The following is a 17,227-nucleotide window of genomic DNA, read 5'->3' as shown; positions in this document are numbered from 1 at the left end:
GCTTCTTTCAATTGTCGAGCTGTTCGGGTTAATGTTTTTGAAAAAGCCGGGCGAGTCAATTTGTTGAAACAATGGAAGTAAAAAGGACGTAGTTAGCGTTTGTGCAATTGGGCAAGTTTTGCCGCCCGAATGTTTCGGAGCGATCAAGAAATGACGAGATCAAAAGAACTCAAGACCCTCATACTCACATCAGCTGCGAGTTTTCTATTATTCTCCACCAATGTCGCAGGACAAGAACCCGGCGGAGCTGAACCAAAACTTGAACCGGTTGCGGCGGTAAATCCCGTACCGGTAAAGACAGTTGATTCCACGCCATCCGTTGTGGCTGAGTCAGCCGCAAAGCGTGCGGAAATCGACCTTACGCGGCCCGGCGTCCAACAAACGGACCCGTTTTCGCTTTCGCTGCAGGAAGCAATTCGAATGGCTCTGGAAAGCAACAACACCATCGCGATCGTTCGCGACGACGTGCGGATAAGCGAACAGCGCGTCCGGGGTATTCGAGGTTTTTACGATCCTGTCTTTTCAGCGACGCCGACCTACAATCGAAATTCGACAACCGGCTCGACCGCGACAAACGATTTCACCGTGAATTCCAGCCTCACGCAAGAGTTGATGACCGGTGCGAACTACAGCGTCTTTCTCAACAATTCACGAACCGAGAGCGCGTTTAGCCAGGCACAGGTCAGTTCAGGCGCGATCACGACCGGCAGCAGTGCGATCTATTCATCCAATTACGGCATAAGGCTAACCCAGCCTTTGCTTCGTAACCTTTCAATTGACGGCAATCGACGAAATCTGAAGATTGCTCGCCGACAGTTGCAGCAATCTGACGCAGACTTCCGCCGGCAAACCATAGACACCATCGCCCTTGTTCAGCGGACATATTGGGATCTGGTTTTCGCACTTCGCGACCAGCAGAACAGGCAGGCAAATCTCGAACTGACGCGTGAAAATCTCCGCCAGGTCGAGGCTAGAATTGCCGCCGGAGCTGCTGCCCCCTTAGCAAAGGCCGAGGTGGAAACTGAGTTAGCCAATCGGGAAGGCGATCTCTTACTTGCAACTCAACAAGTATCGACGATCGAAAACAATCTCAAAGCGTTGGTACTTCGCGAAGCGACCGGCCCTGAATGGGCAAGGACGATCGTGCCAACGGACCGTCCGGCGCTCGATCTTGCCCCGGTGGCAATGGATGATGCAGTGAGGGACGCGATGGCGAACCGTTACGAGCTTCAACGGCTAAAGCTCGCCCAGGACATAAATGCGATCGACCGCAAATATTTCAAGAATCAAACCCGCCCGCAGGTCGATCTCAATGGCAGCTTCTCGCTTTCGGGTTTTGCACGCGGAGGGCCGAACGAAGCGATCACGACGAATTTCTTTACGTCGCTTCAGGATGTAGCCCTTCTGAATGCGATCAACAGCACACGAGCGTCGATTCCGGGCCTCGATCCGATCCCCAATCCGTCGGTTACATTCCCTGCGAGCCCATCGTTTCTTTCGGGTGGATTCAATCGCTCGCTGGCAAACACATTACGCGGCGATGCACCTAACTACTCGATCGGCGTCACGATCTCGTTCCCGATCGGCAACCGAACAGCAAAGGCTAATCTCGCCACTTCGGAGATCGAGCGTGAACAGCTCGACGCACGCCTTCGCTCACAGGAGCAGACAGTGATCGTAGAGGTTCGTAATGCCGTTCAGGCTCTTGACATCGCCCGCCAGCGAATACTCATCGCCCGCCGAGCTCGCGAGAATGCCGAGATTCAGCTCGAGGGCGAGCGGCGTCTTTTCGAGGCAGGCCGGTCAACGACATTTCTTCTTTTCCAGCGTGAAAATGCATTGACCAATGCTCGTAATGCTGAGATCCGGGCCGAGACCGATTACAATAAAGCCGTTGCCGATCTGCAAAAGGCAACCTCGACGACCTTTACAGCAAACAACATCGAAGTCGTCTCACCCACGGATGACAACTAAGCGAAGATACATTCCAAACCGACGAAGCGTGGTCCCGGCCACGCTTTCGTTTTTCTCTTTCTAATGCAACAATTACGACTGTGAAGATCTCCGCCTGTATCATCGTTTTCAACGAAGAACAGAACATCCGCGGCCTTTGCGAGACGGTCGCCTGGGCCGACGAGATCGTCATCGTCGATTCTGATTCAGGGGATCGTACCGCGGAGATCGCCCGTGAATTTACGAAAAACGTTTTCAATCGGGAGTTCCGGGGCTTCAAGGATAAACACGAGTTTGCCGATTCGAAGGCGAGCGGCGACTGGATCTTCTGGATTGACGCGGACGAACGCGTAACGGACGAATTGAAGGCTGAGATCGAGGCGTTGAAAGCAAGGAGTGACGAAGAACTTCCTGACGGCTTTCGCATTGCCCGGCTGACCGAATATCTGGGCAAATGGATAGAGCACTCCGGTTGGTATCCGGACTACCAGATGCGGCTTTATCGAAAGTCGGTTAGCTTTTGGGACGGCATTGCTCCGCACCAAACAGCTCAAGTTCCGGGTCGCGTCGAGACGCTAAAGGGCGAGCTCTTGCATTACACAAAGCAGGACCTCGCCGAGCATCATCGGGTAACGGAAAGTTATGCGACGCTCGCGGCTGAGCATCTCTTCGAACAAGGAAGAGTAGCGACCGGAACCACGATATTCTTTTCGACGATCGCGGCGTTTCTTCGGACGTTCATCGTCAAGCAAGGCTTTCGCGACGGCATCCGCGGGCTTATCATCGCAATTTTTACCGCGTATGGCGTTTTTCTCAAATACGCGAAGCTCTGGGAACTCGGGCAGAAGAAATAGCTAATGAAGACGGTAATCTTATGCGGCGGCCGGGGCACGCGGCTCAACGAACTCGGGAAGGCGGTGCCAAAGGCTCTAGTCGAGATCGGTGGTCGGCCAATCATTTGGCATCTGATGCGACTCTATTCCGCTCACGGATTTCACGACTTCTCGCTTTGTCTCGGCCACTTGGGCGACAAGATCCGCAGCTATTTTGGTTCTCAAGACGGGAATGCCGGCAATGTCAATTTTCCAGTCGACGGAACTGAGACATGGAATGTTTCACTCTACGATACCGGCGAAGACACTAACACCGGCGGACGGATCGCGAAGATCGCCGATACGCTCGGAAGCGAAGAGCGCTTTTTCGTGACCTACGGTGACGGGCTTGCCGATGTTGATACAGGCGGTCTTTTGGAGTTCCACAAAGGCCACGGAAAGCTAGCGACGATGACCACAATTCATCCGCGATCGCCATTTGGGATTGTCGAACTCGACGGCAACGGTGCCGTTAGTTCATTTCGAGAAAAGCCGCAACTTGATGTCTGGATCAATGGCGGTTTCTTTGTTTTCGAACGCAAAGTGCTTGATCTGCTCGTAGGCGATCCGGTGCTCGAAGAAGGGCCTCTTGAGACACTCGCAGCCGAGGGTGAGTTGATGGCATATCGCCATACGGGCTTTTGGAAGTGTATGGACACCTACAAAGACAGCCTTGAATTCAACGCCCTTTGGGTGGCGGATGCTCCTTGGAAAATCTGGTAGTAATGGCTCGATTTTGATGATGGAAAGTTCTTTTTGGAAAGACAGACGTGTTTTCGTTACCGGTGGAACCGGCTTTGTTGGTGCAAATCTAGTCAATACGCTGAAGCAACTTGGGGCTTCCGTAATCTGCCTACGCCGCGACCATATTACGCCGAGTTCACTTGATGCGCTCGGCATTGGCGAAAGCGTTTCGTTTGTCGATGGTTCCGTCGAGGACCACGACCTGATCGAACGAGTTCTCAACGAAAATGATGTCGATACGGTCTTTCATCTTGCCGCCCAAGCGATCGTCGGTTCGGCAAACCGCTCGCCGCTTTCGACCTTTGAAACGAACATCCGTGGTACTTATATGCTGCTAGAGGCCTGCCGCCGCTCGCCGCTTGTCACGCGGGTTGTCGTCGCTTCGAGCGATAAGGCCTATGGCGATCAAACCGAACTCCCCTACACCGAAGACCTTAAGCTCAACGCTCGCTATCCGTATGACGTCTCAAAAGCTTGCACGGACATGATCTCGGCCTCGTTCGCGGCGACCTATGGCCTTCCGGTCGCGGTTTCGCGTTCGGCAAATATCTACGGGCCGGCGGATCTCAATCTATCGCGGATCATTCCCGGCACGATCATTTCCGTCCTGAAGGGCGAGGACCCCATCGTCCGCAGCGATGGTACGCCCGTTCGCGAGTTCATTTACGTTGATGATGTCGTTAGCGGGTACCTCGCCCTCGCAGAAAATATTGAAGCCGCGAGCGGGCAAGCCTTCAATTTCGGCACAAATGCTCCCGTCCGGATCATTGATCTGGTTAGCACGATCATCGAAGCGTGTGGGGCCTCAGACACCGTCTCTCCAAACGTCCTCCTAAAGGAAAAGATCAAGAACGAGATCGATGCCCAGTATCTTTCCGGCGATAAGATGCGGGACGTCACAGGGTGGTCAGCAGCGGTGTCTCTCGAGGAAGGAATAGTTCGAACCGTCGATTGGTATCGTGCTAAACTCGAATTGTGGAAATTAACCTTGCTTCGCCCGGGCTAAAGCGAACTAAGCGGTTCTATCGGGCATCGTAAGAGTTTAGACACCGTTCGTGACATATTATGCGGTACTTTTGCGGAGCTTTTATCTTTTCGGTCATAGCACTTTCTTCAGCGTCGGTCTCGGCACAGAAGGGCGTGGATTCACAGACACAAACCATCCGCGACGACGCGAATAAGGCAACGAGTCGGACCTCAGATGCTACCAGATCATTTGATTGGGGCAAGGGCAAGACCCGAGTTCGTGAGCGTCTGCCAAACCCTTACCAGATGAATTCCCGTCGTGACGTTCTGCTTGAGACCATCAAGCAGGTACTTGCCGAGAACAAAATGATCGTAGATGAGGCTTCATCCCGACCGTCCGAGGGCATAATCGTAACTCAGCCGTTCCTTTTTGGCCGGGGGCCTGTGATCGCATCGGCTGAGCTAAAGCGCTACGGAATTATTGAGTATGCCGATTCCGCCTGGTCGCGAGGGCAATACACGCTGACCATCGAGGTTCAATCGATCGATGGGATCAAGAATAATGTTTTTGTGAATGCAAAGGTCGAGGGCCGCTCGGGACGCGGGCTCACTACCGAGTGGGTGACGGTTCAGAGTTCTGGAATTGCCGAGGAAGATTTTCTCATCAAGCTGGTCGAGCGGGTGACGGGAGTCGTCATGGATCCTTCGCAGGAGGTCGATCAGCCGTAGTAGTTTTCGATGCGATACTTGATACTTTCCATCTTCATAATTATCATTGCGGCTGCCAGCGGTGCCTTTGGCCAATCGGCGGACAACGAAGTGATGTTTCCGAATGATGACGACCGCCTCAGAACGCGGCCTTCAACATCGATTCGCGAGATGATCCAGAAGCAGCGTGCGGCAAAGCTCCGAAAGGAACATGAGGAGATGCTTAAACGCGGCGAGGAAGCAATGGAACTCGTCGGCGAGCTCGACCAATCGATTGAATCAACTGGCGGACTAACGAAAGCCGATCGCGAAAAGCTTGAGCGCCTCGAAAAGCTAGCCTCGAGGATACGAAAGGACCTTGGAGGCGACTCCGATGGCACTGATCGATTCGAAGCCGAAGAGAAGCCTCCGGTCGATGTTCGCCAAGGTTTTATTGCTCTCAAGGAATCGACCGAAAAGCTAGTTAAAGAGATCAATCGGACAAGCCGTTTCACCATTTCGGCTGCTGCTATTCAGACCTCGAATGCGGTCATTAAGTTCGCGCGTTTTTTGAAGATAACCCAATAGATTCAACCGATGCTGTACACAGTATTCCGTCTTCCGATTCTGCTCTGCATTATTTCCGCATTATCCGTGGTAGCGGCATTTGGGCAGGACGAAGACGAACCGCTCACCATCGACTCTGATCTTGTTGTCCTCAACGTTTCGATCCGCGATAGCCGCGGCCTCCACGTCTCCGGCCTAAAGCAAAATGTATTCTCGATCTTTGAGGATGACGTAAAGCAGCCGATCTCCTTTTTCACAACCGAAGAAACTCCGTTCGCCGCCGTCATTCTGCTCGACAGCAGCGGAAGCATGGGAACAAACATCAGCCTCGCTCGCTCGGCGGCTATTCGCTTCCTTGATGGCATTCGGGCCGAAGATCACGTGGCGATCTATCGGTTCGATTCGCGAGTCCACATGGTCCAGGATTTTTCGAATAGCCGCGATGTAAATGAACGAATTTTCGATGTAAAGGCCGACGGTATGACCGTTCTTTACGATGCTGTGTATAAAGCTTCGGAGGAGTTAAGCAAGCGTCCTGAGAAACGCCGGGCGATAATCGTGCTTTCAGATGGTGCGGATACGCAGAGTGGCCGTTCGGCCGCTCGAGCCCTAAAGGCCGCGTCTGCTGCGAATGCAGCGATCTACACGGTTGATATGACGCCAAGCGGATCTGCCTCGACCGGACGCCAACAGGCTCGTGCGGTCCTCAAAGATTTTGCCGAAAAAACGGGCGGGACCTTCGTTGAAAAGCCGGGCGGAGCTGATCTTCGTAGCGCGTTCGAGGCGATCGTTGCTGAACTTGGCGTTCAATACACACTCGGCTACGCACCTCTGAACGAAAAAAAGGACGGAAAGTGGCGTTCAATAGAATTGCGGATCGCAAGGCCAAACCTCACGATCCGCACTCGTGACGGTTACTACGCCGTGAAATAGAGCCTATTCGTCGTCTGCAAGGACAAATGTCAGGATCATCGCTACCCGATATTCGGCGACCTTCCCATCGACGATACTCACCTTTTGCTCCTTCACCCACGCGCTTCGGAGATGATCGATCGTACGAGCGGCCCGCTCGACGCCCTGTTTTACGGCATCGTCAAAACTCACGGCCGAAGTCGCAATGATCTCAATATTTTTTGCTACTGACATAATTCCCTCCTAGTAATGTTGCTTAAAGCGAGGTGAGGTTACGCGAACGGTCAGCCTGCCGTTCGATCGCGAGCGAGATCAACTGATCGATAACCTCAGTAAATGAAACGCCGCTGCCGGCCCACATCTTCGGGAAGCCCGAGGCATCCGTCAGGCCCGGCATCGTGTTGATCTCGTTGATCAAAAGCATACCGTTATCGGTGCGAAGAAAGAAATCGACCCGAGCGAGCCCCGACCCGTCGATCGCCTTGAACGCAGCTATCGACATCTCCATTATTTTTGCTTCAAGTTCTCCGGAAACGCCCGCAGGGACAACGAACTCGTTGTTGCCGGTTCCTGCATATTTTTCAGTGTAGTCCAGAAAGGCCTTACTCTTATCGCGAATGACGTATTCGCCCGGGCGGCTCGCGGTTGGAATGTCATTACCGATAACACCGCACTCGATCTCGCGCATTTTCAGAGCCTCTTCTACGATGATCTTGCGGTCGAACTTTGCCGCTTCGTCGATAGCTTTCCTGATCTCATCCGAGCTTTCGGCTCGTGAAACTCCAACAGAAGAGCCAAGATTTGCGGGTTTTACGAAAGCGGGATAGCCGATCTCGGATTCCACTCTGCCAATTACCGAGTCGGCATCTGCCTCAAAGTCCCGTCGGAGTAGCCATGAATACCTACACTGCGGAAGTCCGGCCTTGTGAAAGAGCGACTTCATAACGACCTTATCCATTCCGCAGGATGAGGCAAGCACGCCACAGCCGACATATGGAAGCCCCGCCATCTCAAGCAAGCCCTGAATGGTGCCGTCCTCACCAAACGTTCCGTGAAGCACAGGAAACGCGACGTCAATGCCTACGTTCTGCGTCCCTTGATGGAGAGCCGTCAGCCCGTTGTACGAGGTATCGCCGATCAGCGCAAATTCGCCATCAGTTGCTTCCACCGCGAAGGCGTCGTGCACCCTTTCCGGCAACAGGCCAATGGATGCTCGAGGACTAAGCCATGCTCCGGCGTGCGTGATGGCAATCGGAACTGGTTCATACTTTTCTTTATCAATGTTCTCTATCACAGCCGCAGCCGAGCGCACCGAAACCTCGTGTTCGCCGGAACGGCCGCCAAAGATCACTCCTACGCGGATTCGCATAATGTTGTTTCTATCAAAGGATGGTCTTGCCAAAAGCAGAGAGAATCAGTTCACAAGCAAGCTCTACGGTCAGATTGCTCTGGTCAAGAAGCGGATTGACCTCGACGATCTCGAAGGATCGCATCAGGCCCGATTCGGCGATGAGTTCAAGAGCAAGATGAGCTTCGCGATAGGTCGTTCCGCCGCGAACAAGCGTACCCGAACCCGGAGCGAACCGCGGGTCGATCATATCGACATCAAACGTCACGGCAAAGCCACCCGAAGCTGCACCTGCTATGCGGATCGCGTCTTCGACACAGGCAAGCATCCCGCGTTTGTCGATATCGCTCATAGTGAAAAAGTGGTCTCGAAGACCGAGTTTTTCGATCGTTTCCCGTTCGCCGGGGTCTACGTCGCGTGCTCCAATGTGCGCAAGAAATCGACCATCCAGCTTTGCTCCCGGCGATGCGACGTGAACTAACTCGTCGGCGCCATGACCGAGAAGGGCTGCGAGCGGCATCCCATGAACGTTGCCCGAACCGGAGGTCTCGGGGGTATTAATATCAGCATGAGCGTCAAACCAAATGAGTCCTATATCTTGGTTTTTCTGTTTGAAATGGGTGGATATCCCCGAAAAGCTCCCGATGGCAATACTGTGGTCGCCCCCGAGAACGATCGGGGTGGCCCCGCTGGCCAGAGATTCGATCAATCCGGCTGCAATATTCTCAGATGACAAGGATACTTCGGCGAGATGTTTTACTGGCCCAGATGCACTTTTGCTATCGGGCGGCTGAACTAGCTGAACGTTTCCTCGATCATTAACGTGAAAGCAAAGCTGTTCGAGATGGTGAACAAGCGTATTGCCTCGTATCGTACTTCGGCGAATTGCCTCGACTCCGAGCTCGCTTCCCGGCTTTCCTGCCCCAAATCCAAGCGGTACGCCTAAGATGTCGATCTTTTTGGTGTTTTCTCCTTGCACAGATCTCCTTTCCAGATCAAAACTCGCCGAAGCCTTTAGTGAATAGATTCTCGACCGCGGCCAGCGCCTCTGCCTCGTCCGGCCCGTCCGCCTGAAGGTGAAGTTCGGTTCCGATCGAAGCGGCGAGGGTAAGCAAATTCAGAATCGACTTCGCGTCCGCGAAAACGCCCTTGTCAGGGCGAATGATCTTAATCGTCGATTCGTAACCTCCGGCAAGCCGAACAAGCTGAGCCGCCGCCCGGGCATGCAGACCGAGATTATTGACAACCTTTACCCTGGTCTCAACCATTATCTGCCGAACGCGAATCGAGCAGAGCCGCCGTTCGATAAATCGCTCCCTTTCCTGTTTCTTCTATCAATTGTGAGACTTCGCTGAGCGTTCCCTCGCCCTTATAAGCAGCCAGCTTGACCACCATCGGCAGGTTAACACCGGTAACGATCTCGACCTCGTTTTCCTTGAGGAACATCGCGGCGATATTCGTCGGCGTGCCACCAAACATATCCGTCAAGATGATCACTCCGCGGCCGGAAGACACTTGTTCGATCGCCCGCTCGATCTCCTTCTTCGCCAGTTCCACGTCGTCGTGCCAGCCGATTGAGACCGCGGCAAGGTGGCTCGTTTCGCCGACGATCGTCTCCGCCGCCGCGAGAAGCTCGTTTGCTACCTGTCCATGCGAGATGATGACACCGCCGATCTTTGCCATAGACGCTATTTTTGCATATCCCGGTGCGAGATCGAAGTTTTGAATCCTGCCTTTGCAATCTTTCGGTTGAGTTCGTTCGCGACCATGACGGATCGGTGCTTTCCGCCGGTGCACCCGATAGCGATCGTGAGATACGCCTTACCCTCGCTCTGGTACTGAGGTAACAGGTAAAGCAGGAGGTCGGAAAAGCGCTCGATTGTTTCCTTTACTTCCGCCTGTTTTCGCAGGAACTTTACTACCTCTCCATCAGCTCCGGTCTTCGCTCTAAGGTCGGGAACAAAATAAGGATTTGGAAGGTGGCGAACATCAAACTGAAGGTCAACGTCTCGTGGCGTTCCGTATTTGTGGCCGAAGCTCATGATCTGAACTAACAATTCAGGCCGGACTCCGGCATCTCCGAAACGCCTAAGTATCTCTCGCCGAAGCGTATGAACTGAATGCTCGGAAGTGTCGATAATGAGGTCGGCTTTTTCGCGAACCGCCGCCATTGCCCTCCGCTCAGCACGGATCGCATCACGGAGCCCTTTGCCGCGTTCCGCCGGGTGTGGCCGTCGCGTTTCGGAGAAACGCCGCATTAGCACTTCTTCCGAAGCTTCGAGGAAGATCACCGTCGGTTCGATACTTTTTTTCTTGATCTTGGTGATCTCTTTTGAAAAATCCGCCAGAAAATGCCTTTCACGAATATCGATAACGAGGGCCGCTTTGGGAATCGGGACAATGCCCTCTTCATTCGGCGACATCAGGCGGACAAAAGGCGAGATCATCGTCACCGGAAGGTTGTCGATACAGAAGAATCCAAGGTCCTCAAAGGCATTCATCGCCGAACTCATCCCCGAGCCACTGAGGCCCGTGATGATCGCAAGCGATGAGCTCTCGATCAGAGTTTTCTTTGATTCTGCCACTTCGATTTGGTTATTCCGTACCTGAATCACTCGCAATTGCCCGGGCATGCCGTTCGAGAACCTCTTTTGCGGCATCCGAACCCTCGCACCGAAGCATATAAACCTTGACCGCCGTCTCTACCAACGAGGCAAGGTTTCGGCCAGGCCGCACCGGCAATGAGAACTTCGGCAGCCGACCACCGCAGATCTCTTCACTTTCCATTTCAAGGCCAAGTCGATCGCTCTCGATCTGATCGTCGGATCTGCGAAACTCAATACAAACGGACAGCGACTTCGAAGTTCGGACAGATGCTACGCCAAAAAGCTCACGAACATTGATGATGCCAAGCCCGCGGATCTCAAGAAACCCGGCGGTTATTTCGCTTGACGACCCAACCAACTTGCCGCCGATATTCTTGATCCGAACCGAATCGTCGGAGATCAGGCGATGCCCCCGGGCCACCAGGTCAAGAGCGCATTCCGATTTCCCGATACCCGATTCCCCTCGGATCAACACGCCGAAGCCGTGCATCTCCACAAGTACGCCATGTATGGTCGTCTCAGGCGCCAAGCGTTCCTGAAGAAACGAGGTGATGAGTGCAATGGCCCGAGAGCTGACCGCATCACTGCGAAGCAGCGGGATCGCGTTTCGCTCAGCAAAGGCAAGGACCTCGCTCATCGGCTCAAGGCCCTTGGTGACCAGAATACATGCGATCTTTTCAAAAGGTAGCGAAGCGACTGCATCGGCACGCTTCTCTGGCGAGAAGCCATCAAGAAAGGCCGTCTCGCTAGTACCGATCATTTGAAGTCTGCCGTAGTGCAGATACTCCGAATAGCCAGCAAGGGCGAGCCCAAGCTTCTGGATCCGCTCCGAACGAAGTTCGTGCTTCTCTTGCCCTTCGCCGCCGGCGACAAGCTCGAGATCAAGCTCCGCCGGAGCGGATCTCATAAATTCCGCGATGGAGATAGCTCTGGTTTTCGCTTTGCTCTCGCTAAGCATAGATCAGGGTTCGATGAGCCCGAAATTTCCATCTTTGCGCGAATACACGACAGAAATACGTTCAGTCTCCGAGTTACGAAATACGATAAAGTCGTTATCTGATTCCGCAACCAACAGAACGGCTTCTTCGGGCGACATCGGCTTAACGGCATAACGACGCGACCTAATGATCCGCGGAGCACCGGGCCCGGGGCGAACCTCGACCGCCTTGTTCGCGATAACGCCGGCCTTGGTTGCCTTGTGCGCTTTGTCGATGACCTTGTTCTTAAGCTTCAGGGCTTGCTTCTCGATCTTGTCGATCGATTGCGAAAGCGACTTGTACATGTCCGAGTTCGCGGTCGTGGCGGTCAGAACATCATTTCGCCATTTGACGATGATCTCCGAGCGGTGCCTTCCTCTCTCAACCTCTATGATCACCTGGGCCTTTGCGGGCTTTCCCTGAAAGAGATGATCTATGCGATCGAAATGCTCTTTTACATGTTGCTTCAGAGCCGGGGTTACCTCAATGTGTCTTCCTGTGTATTCAACTTTCATGGTTTTGAAACCTACCTCTATATGAGAAATCAGTAAAACTTAAATGATCGTCTTGCGCTCGCGGGAACCGGGGATCTTCATCTGGTCCCGGTACTTCGCGATCGTCCTACGCGAGAGCTTTACGCCCTCCTTGCTAAGAATCTTCACGACCTGATCGTCCGTAAGAGGCTTTTTCGTATCTTCCTCTTCGATCAGCTTCTTAATTCGTAGCTTCAGGATACGGGTCGAAACTTCCTCGCCGTCCTCGTTCATCATACCCTCGCTGAAGAAACGGCGAAGTTCGATGACGCCCTGTGGCGTATGTGCATATTTTCTGTTGACCACGCGCGAGATCGTCGAAAGGTGCATCCCAATATCCTCGGCGATGTCCTTGAGCATCATCGGCTTGATGTACTCAACACCCTTATCCAGAAACTCACGCTGCCGATCGACGATGCACTCTACGACACGGTAGATTGTTTGCCGTCGGTGTTCAATGTTGCGCAGAAGGTCGACCGCGGAGCGCACCTTCTCGCGGATGAAGTCCTTTGTTTCTTTGTTCGTTTCGTTCTTATCGAGGAGTTGGTGATATGTCTGGCTTATCCGGAGCCGCGGTGAACCATCGTCAGCAAAATAGATGACGTAATCCTCATCGATCTTCTCGATATACACCTCCGGAGCCACGAAAACGGCCTCTTCAGCCGAGAACGGACGGGCGGGAAAAGGGTCCAAATCGCGGATCAAAGTGATCTCCGCGTCCAGCACCTCTAGCGATTCGCCTGTTGCCTTTGCCAAATGCTGAAGCCGATGTGGTTGCAGATCCTCGAGGTGGTCTCGGACAAGCGTTACGGCAAGCGAATTGCCTTCACCCATCGCGTCAAGCTGGACGAGAAGGCATTCTTTGACGTCCAAAGCGGCACATCCCACGGGGTCGAGCCGCATTATCATTTGTCGTATTTCTTCGACTCGTTCCGTCGAAACACCGACCATCTGCGAAATGTCCTCGACCGAGGCAGCGAGGCGGCCGTCTGGATCAAGATTGCCGATTATCGCGATCGCGGCATCATGTGAACGCTCCGAGATCTCTTGCATCGAGAGCTGCCACTCGAGGTGGTCGGTCAGCGACGGCTTGTGCGAAAGAAACTGTTCAAAGCTAGGGGCATCGTCCTTGTATTCGATCTCCTGGGTCTTGTACCCGGGATCGAGATACTCCTGAAACTCCCGTCCGTAATCTACCTCTTCAAAAGAATCCTGAGTGTCGCCGCTAGCGTTCTCCGTCGATTCTCCATCGCGCTCGTATTCTGCGGTCTCTGCGTTTTGCGTCTGGGTCTCGCCGTCGAACTCCCGGGCCTCATCGCGGCCGCTATCGTTGACCTCGTTGCCCTCGGATGCAGGTTTGCCGTTGTGTAGAAAGTCGTCAAATCCATCCGCGTTCTGGTCAAGGATCTGTTCCGAAACCTCTTGGATCTCTTCGCCCGGAGTGATCTCTTCAAGGACCGGATTTGCGACGAGTTCAGTCTCGATAAGCTCGCTGAGTTCCATTGCCGTCATCTGGAGCATCTCGATCCGCTGCCTGAGCTGCGGCGTCAGCACCATCTTTTGCTGCAATGAAGTTGTAAGGCGAAGAGACGACATTTACTGATGTTCGGAGCCGCACCGTGACTTGTGGTGCGAAAATTGCTTGCTGACTTCGATTATAGATTCTTTAAGGAGAAAACGCGAAAGTTTATCTGCTACAACTTGAACTGTTCGCCAAGATATATTCGGCGAACCTCTGCATCCTCGACCAATTCGTCCGGCCGCCCTGACCTGAGGATTTTTCCTTCGGACATAATGTAGGCGCGGTCAGTTATCCCGAGGGTTTCGCGGACGTTGTGGTCGGTGATCAATATTCCGATGCCCTGGCCTTTGAGGTAGAGGATGAGTTCGCGAATATCCTCGACGGCTATCGGATCGATGCCGGCGAAGGGCTCATCAAGAAGTATGAAATGTGGGTCCGATGCCAGGCAACGAGCGATCTCGACGCGACGCCTTTCGCCACCTGAAAGCGAATCACCACGCGTCTTGCGGACGTGCTCGACGCCGAATTCCTCAAGAAGCTCTTCAAGCCGCGCAAACCGCTCCGCACGCGAAAGCCCGCGAGTTTCAAGAACGGCGAGTATGTTTTGCTCTGCCGTCATTTTGCGAAAGATCGATGGCTCCTGAGGAAGATAGCCAAGCCCGAGCCGGGCACGGAGATACATCGGCAAGCGGGTCACGTCATCGCCATTGAGAAAGATATTCCCGCCCTCCGACCGTTCAAGCCCTGCAAGCAAATAAAAGGTCGTTGTCTTGCCCGCACCATTGGCACCAAGCAGCCCGACTACCTCGCCATCGTGCATCTCAAGGCTTACGCCATCAACCACAGTACGGCGACCGTAGGACTTCCGCATCTCGGTGGCCACCAGGGTTCCGGCGGCCTTGCCATTTTGTAATGATTTATCCGATTCCACCAATGAGAGGTTAGTCTGGGTTTTGAACTTTGTAAACCGAACGGTTTCGGCCAGCGGCGTTCGTTTCGCTTCGGCCATCGGCTATCGCTCGATCATCTCGAAGAAACACGGTGATCTCAGCAGATTGGGTAGAGCCGCTTCGCGGGTCCTGAACACGAGCCGGATCGCCTCGCAATACGACGCGCTCATCAGCGGCAAAATAGAAAGCAGACTTGCCGCTCGCAGTTCGGCCGGGCTGTGTGATCGTCACATTCTGCTCAAATTCGGCCCTGTCGATGTCGTTCTCTTTGCTCAAAAAGATCTTTCCGACCTCAGCATTTATCTGCTCCGGCCCCTGCTTGATCCGTACTGTACCGGTATAAACGATCTGCGAACTCGCACGGTCATAGTCCATTCGATCAGCGTTCGCAAAAACAGGAATAGCGCCACCCGAGCCGCGGGTCTTGACCCCATAAAGCTGGCTTTCAACATTGGTTTCAGCTCGGAAGCGGGCCTCTTTCTGAAAGATCGTGATCTGTCCGCCTTTGACGAAATTGTCTTTCTGCCATGCCCTTGCATTGCCGATGAACGCGGCTACCTCGGTGCGGTGGTCTATCTCGGCGGTGCTTGATGTGATGTAAACCGGATCGTTGACCGAGCCGAAAGGCGCCGAATTGCCGGTCGAGCCCTGGCTGTAATATGTCGTGCTGACGTTACCGGAAAGCTTTGACCGCTGATTGCGGACGTCCCAATCGATCTCGCGGGCACGGCCGCGGGCACGCGAGTCCCAAGCGGTCGGCGAGCCTCCGCGAAGCTGTACGACCTCCGTGGCCGCATTAAAGACGAACCGGGAGGCAGATGCGTTTCGGTCGAATTCTGTGAACCGAGCGTTGCCATCGGCAGTCATCGTCTCCACATCCCGCGAATCGTCGCGGAAAAGTGCGGTCGCTGTATCTGAGGTCATCACCTGCTCGCCGCGGCCCTCGCGGGCAACCGTCGGCAAACGCCGGGTCCGAACGCCTCGGCCGGCATCGCACTTACGGGCAAAATTGCGTCCGGGAAAAAAGTCGCAATCGAACCGCGGAGCGGCGACGATGGTCCGGTAGATCTCCGGCCCGGCATTAACGGGCTCAATGTCGAGCTCTGAATTTCCGATCGCTTCGGCCCGAGCAAGTGTCTTACCATCAGGACCGAATGCTGTGTTTATCTTATCTGCTCGAATGGTCCGCCGAGTCGAGGCATTGTCGCCAACCTGAGGGTCGAGGACGAGGGTTGTCCGTCCGTCTGTTATCATCGTCTTCGCCAGGCCTTTATCCATAACTATCTGGATCGACCAGGCCGCTGCGAGGCTTGCCTTCGAATACCCCGCCGCGTTCGCAGGGATAACAACAGCCGTCGCCTGTTCTTTAAGCTCGGCACGCGTAAGCTCTCCCGAAGCATCAAAGGCAGCATCAATTCGGGTGGCAGCAAGATCTAGGCTTCGCTCGGTCGAATTCTGGGTGACCTTTGCATTATTGACGACGGAGGCTGCACGAAGCTTTCCGCCCGGGGCAAGCTGGGCATTGATCTCGCCGCCGCTTATCCTTTCACGCGGTGTCTCAATGGTGCCGCCGCCGAGCAATCTGGCTGAAGGGGCACGCTCGTTGTAGAGAGCCGTCGCCGCGGTCAGCTTCACCGGTCCATTTTCACTCGGTGCATTAATGACAACATTGCCCTGTAGATCAAATGTGCCCGCCGTTTTATCGTACTTACCGTAATTTGCCGTGATCGTTCGCTTCTCTCCGCCCGTGTCCTGGCTCTCGATGTTTACGCCATCAAAAAGCTCGGCCTGAGCCACATCGGCCGCCGTCTCGCTGACCTTTGCGAGCGTAACCGCCGCGCGTCCCGCTTTCAGCACATCAGACGTCGTTTCGACAACTACATCGCCGCGTAGCTCTGCCAGGTTCTTTCCATAATCGTAGGATGCGAAGTTGGAGTTCATTTTCCATGGGCCATTCGTACCCGCAACGCCTTCGACCGCATCGGAGCCCTCAATAACTACGGCACCGCGAAGCTCAACCCGCTTTTCATTAACGAATACAGTCGCCGACTCGGAATTTCCAGAAACGTTCTCGCGGGTGAATTGGATCGGACGGTCAGCTTCAGCAACGCCGGTGGCGTGGTCATAAACAATGATCGCGGTTGCAAGCTTAAGGCCGTCGGCAGAATCGACGTGAACATTGCCGTCAAAAAAGACTTTGAACGTCTTCTCCTCGCCCGGCAGATAGATCGCCCTGGCGGCCTTGATCCGGTTTGGCCGAGCCTCTTCGTCAAAAACCTCAAGAAAGACGTTCTCCAGCTCCTGGTGATTATCGGTAAAGGTAGTTGCCCGGTCGGCTCGGATGGCGTATTTGGTGACACCGTTCTCGACCTCGCGTCGTTCGTAGCCATCGACCACCGCGATCACGTCTTTTGAAAGCGAAGCGGGAAGCCCGCGGGCACGAAACTCGGCATTGGCATCACCGCGTGATAAATACACGATCACGCCTATGACCGTGGCCACAAGCACTACCGCGGCAACGGCGCGCATAACGAGCGGCAAATACGCCCGCTTCTGCATTTTCTTGACATTTCGCTCGCTCGCGGCCATT

The 17,227-nt window shown here is 54.2% G+C and carries 18 protein-coding genes; 7 read left to right on the top strand and 11 right to left on the bottom strand.

Features of this window, described 5'->3' with window-relative positions; all coding sequences use genetic code 11:
• The first annotated feature begins 150 nt into the window (after nucleotides 1–150).
• From IPM21_16780 to IPM21_16750, 7 genes are all read left to right on the top strand, one after another.
• The gene (locus IPM21_16780; GenBank protein ID MBK9165529.1) at nucleotides 151–1,974 is read left to right on the top strand and encodes a TolC family protein; all 1,824 of its coding nucleotides are present in this window, start codon (nucleotides 151–153) and stop codon (nucleotides 1,972–1,974) included.
• An 80-nt stretch (nucleotides 1,975–2,054) separates the two neighbouring features.
• On the top strand, nucleotides 2,055–2,807 hold the full coding sequence (locus IPM21_16775; protein ID MBK9165528.1) for a glycosyltransferase family 2 protein: 753 nt from the start codon (nucleotides 2,055–2,057) through the stop codon (nucleotides 2,805–2,807).
• 3 nt (nucleotides 2,808–2,810) lie between these two features.
• Nucleotides 2,811–3,548: an NTP transferase domain-containing protein gene (locus tag IPM21_16770; protein ID MBK9165527.1), complete on the top strand. Its 738-nt coding sequence runs from the start codon at nucleotides 2,811–2,813 to the stop codon at nucleotides 3,546–3,548.
• A 19-nt stretch (nucleotides 3,549–3,567) separates the two neighbouring features.
• Nucleotides 3,568–4,575: an NAD-dependent epimerase/dehydratase family protein gene (locus IPM21_16765; GenBank protein ID MBK9165526.1), complete on the top strand. Its 1,008-nt coding sequence runs from the start codon at nucleotides 3,568–3,570 to the stop codon at nucleotides 4,573–4,575.
• Nucleotides 4,576–4,634: 59 nt separating this feature from the next.
• Nucleotides 4,635–5,264 (top strand): hypothetical protein, encoded by a 630-nt coding sequence (locus tag IPM21_16760; protein MBK9165525.1) that lies wholly within the window; start codon nucleotides 4,635–4,637, stop codon nucleotides 5,262–5,264.
• A 9-nt stretch (nucleotides 5,265–5,273) separates the two neighbouring features.
• On the top strand, nucleotides 5,274–5,810 hold the full coding sequence (locus IPM21_16755; GenBank protein ID MBK9165524.1) for a hypothetical protein: 537 nt from the start codon (nucleotides 5,274–5,276) through the stop codon (nucleotides 5,808–5,810).
• A gap of 9 nt (nucleotides 5,811–5,819) precedes the next feature.
• On the top strand, nucleotides 5,820–6,722 hold the full coding sequence (locus IPM21_16750) for a VWA domain-containing protein (protein ID MBK9165523.1): 903 nt from the start codon (nucleotides 5,820–5,822) through the stop codon (nucleotides 6,720–6,722).
• Nucleotides 6,723–6,725: 3 nt separating this feature from the next.
• Here the strand turns inward: IPM21_16750 and IPM21_16745 are convergent, their stop codons facing one another.
• The 11 genes from IPM21_16745 to lptC all read right to left on the bottom strand — a co-directional run bounded on the left by IPM21_16745 (nucleotide 6,726) and on the right by lptC (nucleotide 17,226).
• Nucleotides 6,726–6,935 carry a dodecin domain-containing protein gene (locus IPM21_16745; protein ID MBK9165522.1) on the bottom strand — a complete coding sequence of 70 codons (210 nt, stop codon included), beginning with the start codon at nucleotides 6,933–6,935 and terminating at the stop codon, nucleotides 6,726–6,728.
• A gap of 22 nt (nucleotides 6,936–6,957) precedes the next feature.
• Nucleotides 6,958–8,070, bottom strand: a complete 1,113-nt coding sequence (locus IPM21_16740) for a D-alanine--D-alanine ligase (GenBank protein MBK9165521.1) — start codon at nucleotides 8,068–8,070, stop codon at nucleotides 6,958–6,960.
• Between the two features lie 13 nt (nucleotides 8,071–8,083).
• A complete protein-coding gene (gene rocF, locus IPM21_16735; protein MBK9165520.1) occupies nucleotides 8,084–9,028 on the bottom strand; it encodes an arginase in 945 nt (314 codons plus the stop codon).
• Between the two features lie 16 nt (nucleotides 9,029–9,044).
• Nucleotides 9,045–9,317, bottom strand: a complete 273-nt coding sequence (locus IPM21_16730) for an HPr family phosphocarrier protein (GenBank protein MBK9165519.1) — start codon at nucleotides 9,315–9,317, stop codon at nucleotides 9,045–9,047.
• Nucleotides 9,310–9,732: a PTS sugar transporter subunit IIA gene (locus IPM21_16725; protein MBK9165518.1), complete on the bottom strand. Its 423-nt coding sequence runs from the start codon at nucleotides 9,730–9,732 to the stop codon at nucleotides 9,310–9,312. The genes IPM21_16730 and IPM21_16725 overlap by 8 nt, the downstream gene beginning before the upstream one ends.
• Nucleotides 9,733–9,737: 5 nt before the next feature.
• Nucleotides 9,738–10,634: an RNase adapter RapZ gene (gene rapZ / locus IPM21_16720; protein MBK9165517.1), complete on the bottom strand. Its 897-nt coding sequence runs from the start codon at nucleotides 10,632–10,634 to the stop codon at nucleotides 9,738–9,740.
• Between the two features lie 10 nt (nucleotides 10,635–10,644).
• Nucleotides 10,645–11,562 (bottom strand): HPr(Ser) kinase/phosphatase, encoded by a 918-nt coding sequence (gene hprK, locus IPM21_16715; protein MBK9165516.1) that lies wholly within the window; start codon nucleotides 11,560–11,562, stop codon nucleotides 10,645–10,647.
• 54 nt (nucleotides 11,563–11,616) lie between these two features.
• A complete protein-coding gene (raiA, locus tag IPM21_16710; protein ID MBK9165515.1) occupies nucleotides 11,617–12,147 on the bottom strand; it encodes a ribosome-associated translation inhibitor RaiA in 531 nt (176 codons plus the stop codon).
• A gap of 39 nt (nucleotides 12,148–12,186) precedes the next feature.
• Nucleotides 12,187–13,761: an RNA polymerase factor sigma-54 gene (gene rpoN, locus IPM21_16705; GenBank protein ID MBK9165514.1), complete on the bottom strand. Its 1,575-nt coding sequence runs from the start codon at nucleotides 13,759–13,761 to the stop codon at nucleotides 12,187–12,189.
• A gap of 98 nt (nucleotides 13,762–13,859) precedes the next feature.
• Nucleotides 13,860–14,558, bottom strand: coding sequence for an LPS export ABC transporter ATP-binding protein (lptB, locus tag IPM21_16700; GenBank protein ID MBK9165513.1), 699 nt, complete (start codon nucleotides 14,556–14,558; stop codon nucleotides 13,860–13,862).
• 70 nt (nucleotides 14,559–14,628) lie between these two features.
• Nucleotides 14,629–17,226, bottom strand: a complete 2,598-nt coding sequence (lptC, locus tag IPM21_16695; protein MBK9165512.1) for an LPS export ABC transporter periplasmic protein LptC — start codon at nucleotides 17,224–17,226, stop codon at nucleotides 14,629–14,631.
• Between the last annotated feature and the right edge of the window lies 1 nt (nucleotide 17,227).

It is taken from the genome of Acidobacteriota bacterium, assembly GCA_016716435.1.
Taxonomy (GTDB): domain Bacteria; phylum Acidobacteriota; class Blastocatellia; order Pyrinomonadales; family Pyrinomonadaceae; genus OLB17.
Note: the sequence above shows the minus strand (reverse complement) of the source record. Positions and strands in the feature narration are given on the sequence as shown.

What these genes read in the sequence shown, in the direction of transcription:
- IPM21_16780 (MBK9165529.1), top strand. Translation starts at nt 151, where the DNA reads ATGACGAGATCAAAAGAACTCAAGACCCTCATACTCACATCAGCTGCG.
- IPM21_16770 (MBK9165527.1), top strand. Translation starts at nt 2,811, where the DNA reads ATGAAGACGGTAATCTTATGCGGCGGCCGGGGCACGCGGCTCAACGAA.
- IPM21_16765 (MBK9165526.1), top strand. Translation starts at nt 3,568, where the DNA reads ATGGAAAGTTCTTTTTGGAAAGACAGACGTGTTTTCGTTACCGGTGGA.
- IPM21_16760 (MBK9165525.1), top strand. Translation starts at nt 4,635, where the DNA reads ATGCGGTACTTTTGCGGAGCTTTTATCTTTTCGGTCATAGCACTTTCT.
- IPM21_16755 (MBK9165524.1), top strand. Translation starts at nt 5,274, where the DNA reads ATGCGATACTTGATACTTTCCATCTTCATAATTATCATTGCGGCTGCC.
- IPM21_16750 (MBK9165523.1), top strand. Translation starts at nt 5,820, where the DNA reads ATGCTGTACACAGTATTCCGTCTTCCGATTCTGCTCTGCATTATTTCC.
- IPM21_16745 (MBK9165522.1), bottom strand. Translation starts at nt 6,935, where the DNA reads ATGTCAGTAGCAAAAAATATTGAGATCATTGCGACTTCGGCCGTGAGT.
- IPM21_16740 (MBK9165521.1), bottom strand. Translation starts at nt 8,070, where the DNA reads ATGCGAATCCGCGTAGGAGTGATCTTTGGCGGCCGTTCCGGCGAACAC.
- IPM21_16730 (MBK9165519.1), bottom strand. Translation starts at nt 9,317, where the DNA reads ATGGTTGAGACCAGGGTAAAGGTTGTCAATAATCTCGGTCTGCATGCC.
- IPM21_16725 (MBK9165518.1), bottom strand. Translation starts at nt 9,732, where the DNA reads ATGGCAAAGATCGGCGGTGTCATCATCTCGCATGGACAGGTAGCAAAC.
- hprK (MBK9165516.1), bottom strand. Translation starts at nt 11,562, where the DNA reads ATGAGATCCGCTCCGGCGGAGCTTGATCTCGAGCTTGTCGCCGGCGGC.
- raiA (MBK9165515.1), bottom strand. Translation starts at nt 12,147, where the DNA reads ATGAAAGTTGAATACACAGGAAGACACATTGAGGTAACCCCGGCTCTG.
- rpoN (MBK9165514.1), bottom strand. Translation starts at nt 13,761, where the DNA reads ATGTCGTCTCTTCGCCTTACAACTTCATTGCAGCAAAAGATGGTGCTG.
- lptB (MBK9165513.1), bottom strand. Translation starts at nt 14,558, where the DNA reads ATGCGGAAGTCCTACGGTCGCCGTACTGTGGTTGATGGCGTAAGCCTT.
- lptC (MBK9165512.1), bottom strand. Translation starts at nt 17,226, where the DNA reads ATGGCCGCGAGCGAGCGAAATGTCAAGAAAATGCAGAAGCGGGCGTAT.